Origin of the sequence: Klebsiella sp. HMSC16A12, assembly GCF_001808265.1 — a bacterium.
Taxonomy (GTDB): domain Bacteria; phylum Pseudomonadota; class Gammaproteobacteria; order Enterobacterales; family Enterobacteriaceae; genus Klebsiella; species Klebsiella pneumoniae.
In genome coordinates this window covers 1-2,705 of sequence record NZ_KV792551.1, presented here as the reverse complement: position 1 = coordinate 2,705, position 2,705 = coordinate 1, and the positions used below count along the sequence as shown (strand labels likewise).

Below are 2,705 nucleotides of genomic sequence, written 5' to 3'. Positions count from 1 at the left end.
AAACCGCGGCCCCGGCAACTCAACGGGTGATGTTCTTTAAAAATCAGGAAAAAGAAAAATGCAGGATCCTTCATTGCGAACGTATCGGATCGCATTTCTGGGAAGCAATGCCAGCGGCAATCTGCCGATGTTTACCCGGGTGCAGGCCACGACCGGAAAACGGGCGATAAAAGCGTTTATTGAACGCTGTGAACCCGTCAAAGGCTGGTTTCTGGGCGCACCTGAAGACATTACCGATCAAGTTAAGAAGGAGGAAGAAGAGGCGGGAAGCAAACCGCAGGTATGAAAAAAGCAGGGTAAACCCTGCTTCTCCCACGCCGTAAAAATCGCACGAACGGTTTTTCCGGCTTCGTTAACTACCATAAGGAGTCAACTTTATGATCGTTTCTATTTTTTCACCTTCCGCAGGCGCTGTAAAGCCCCGTCGTCATTCGCGCATTCTGCGCGCAGATATCACCGCACCTGAGATTGATCCCGCTCTCAGAGCTTTTGGGCGTCATATCGCCAGAAGTCACCGCAAAGGGCGCGGTGTCCACATCCCCGCGATGAAAAATACCGCCCTCGGGCAGGTACTCCGCACGCTGGAACTGAAACGCGCATTTAACTGATGAGGTGAGCCGCCCCGCGAGGGGCGGCAACTGCAGGAAGGAGAAAACACAATGACACCGACTACCGCACAGATCATGACGGAAAATACCGTCAGCCAGACTTACCGGGCAACTTATTCACCCGATGATAATAAATTGCGACTTTACGCATCATTACGGCTCGATGAAGAAACGTATTCCCTGATCAACAAAGCAGGCTTTCGCTGGGCGCCCAAACAGGAACTCTTTGTGGCGCCAGCCTGGACGCCGGGGCGGGAGGATGTCCTGCTTTCCCTCGCCGGTGATATCGAGGACGAGGACAGCACCCTGTTTGATCGCCAGGAGCAGCGCGCCGGGCGGTTCAGTGACTACAGTGACCGGCGGGCGGTTGAATCGGAGCAGGCGCTTGCGCATGTTGATTCGCTGGCATCGGCTGTCCCGCTGGGACAGCCGATCCTGGTAGGCCACCACAGCGAGCGCCGCGCGCGCCGGCATGCGCAGAAAATTGAGAACGGCATGAAACGTGCGGTGATGCTGTTCGAGCGCGCCGAATACTGGGAACAGCGCGCGCAGGCCTCTCTGCGGCACGCGAAATACAAGGAGCGTCCGGATGTGCGTTACCGCCGTATCAAAAAAATCGAGGCGGAATTACGCAAGTCCCAAAAGCACATTGCCCGGTCTGAAAAGTATATGACGATGTGGCGTGCGCAGACGCTCGATCTGAAAATGGCGTTACTGGTCAGTAATTATGATCATATTCATGCCTGCTTCACGCTCGACAAATACCCCCGCCCGGCAGAGAAAAGCCAGTATGAGGGCTCGATGTCTCTCCATTCTGCCCTGTCTGAGGAGATCATTACTTTTGAACAGGCGCGTGATATTGCGATCCGCTGTCATGAGCGCACGATTAACCACCAACAGCGCTGGGTTAATCATTACCAGAACCGCCTGGCCTACGAACGCGCGATGCTCAATGAAAACGGTGGAGTTGTCACCCGAACACAGGAATTTGAACCAGGCGGGCAGGTACTGAGCCGGGGAGAATGGTTAACCATTCTCCGGGTTAACCGGAGTAAGGGGGAGGTGAGTTCAGTCGAAACGCCCGGTTATCGCTTTCTGGGCTACAGCGGCACGATGAAACTCACGCCCGACCGTATCACGGACTACAAAGCCCCGACAGCGGAGGAAGCCAGCGACGCGAAGAAAGCGGCGAAGCGCCCACCGATCGTCAATTATCCGGGGGAAGGGTTCCGGGAAATGACAAAAGCCGAGTGGGCGAAATTACCCGCTGATTATAAAGGCGTGCGGGGTGCTGCAGAAACCGAAACACACGGCGCCTACCGCTTCCGCCGGTGCATGACGCACGGTTGTACGCTCGTGAATGTGTATATCACAGACATGAAAACCGTTGAAATTCCGAAAAAATAACAGGAAGGCTCCCCGGCATCTTGCCGGGGAGGTCAGGGAGTACATTCATGCATCATGACCTTAAACACCGTATTCAGGCGATGCGGGACAAACTGGAAGGGCGCGCCCCTGTCGCTGAAATTCAGGGTAGCTCGCAACTTTTTGTCACCCCCTCCCCGGAATGTCGCCGGCTGGTTGAGCTGGCTGATGTCCGGGAAACCGATCGCATACTGGAACCCAGTGCCGGAACGGGCGCCATACTGCAGGCGATCAGGGATGCAGTCCCCCGGGCGAAGTGTGACGCCGTGGAGCTGCACGCCGGGTTAGCCCGTCACCTGCAGGCGCATTTCCCGGAGGTCCGGATCTGGTGTGGAGATTTTCTCGAGTATCATCCGGAGCGCCGGTATACCCGAATTATCATGAATCCGCCGTTTAATCGCGGTGATGATATCCGGCATATCCGGCGGGCATTAACTCTGCTTGAGCCTGGCGGGATTCTGACGGGCATATGTCTGGACGGGCCGCGTCAGCAAAAGGCGCTGGAGTCCCTGGCGGACGTCTGGGAGCCGTTGCCGCGGGGAACATTCACATATACCGAGGTAGCGACCGCCATCCTCAGAATAACCGTCTGAGGACACGTTAAGCCGGCGGGGCACCTGTCCCCGTCTGGCCGCGCCTCGAAAGACCGCGCGCCTGCGGCGCCGGGAAAAC

At 56.6% G+C, this 2,705-nt stretch carries 4 protein-coding genes; all 4 read left to right on the top strand.

Annotation, left to right across the window (positions count from 1 at the left end; genetic code table 11):
* Positions 1-58: 58 nt before the first annotated feature.
* The 4 genes from HMPREF3140_RS06350 to HMPREF3140_RS06335 all read left to right on the top strand — a co-directional run bounded on the left by HMPREF3140_RS06350 (position 59) and on the right by HMPREF3140_RS06335 (position 2,626).
* Positions 59-286 carry a hypothetical protein gene (locus tag HMPREF3140_RS06350; protein WP_004118469.1) on the top strand — a complete coding sequence of 76 codons (228 nt, stop codon included), beginning with the start codon at positions 59-61 and terminating at the stop codon, positions 284-286.
* Between the two features lie 91 nt (positions 287-377).
* Positions 378-608, top strand: coding sequence for a CCDC81 family HU domain 1-containing protein (locus HMPREF3140_RS06345; protein WP_001568051.1), 231 nt, complete (start codon positions 378-380; stop codon positions 606-608).
* Positions 609-659: 51 nt separating this feature from the next.
* Positions 660-2,015, top strand: coding sequence for a DUF3560 domain-containing protein (locus HMPREF3140_RS06340; protein ID WP_014386157.1), 1,356 nt, complete (start codon positions 660-662; stop codon positions 2,013-2,015).
* Between the two features lie 47 nt (positions 2,016-2,062).
* Positions 2,063-2,626, top strand: a complete 564-nt coding sequence (locus HMPREF3140_RS06335; protein ID WP_070552888.1) for a methyltransferase — start codon at positions 2,063-2,065, stop codon at positions 2,624-2,626.
* Positions 2,627-2,705 lie beyond the last annotated feature (79 nt).

Bases quoted from the DNA above. Each gene is read 5' to 3' on its own strand.
- HMPREF3140_RS06350 (WP_004118469.1), top strand. From the start codon at position 59: ATGCAGGATCCTTCATTGCGAACGTATCGGATCGCATTTCTGGGAAGC.
- HMPREF3140_RS06345 (WP_001568051.1), top strand. From the start codon at position 378: ATGATCGTTTCTATTTTTTCACCTTCCGCAGGCGCTGTAAAGCCCCGT.
- HMPREF3140_RS06340 (WP_014386157.1), top strand. From the start codon at position 660: ATGACACCGACTACCGCACAGATCATGACGGAAAATACCGTCAGCCAG.
- HMPREF3140_RS06335 (WP_070552888.1), top strand. From the start codon at position 2,063: ATGCATCATGACCTTAAACACCGTATTCAGGCGATGCGGGACAAACTG.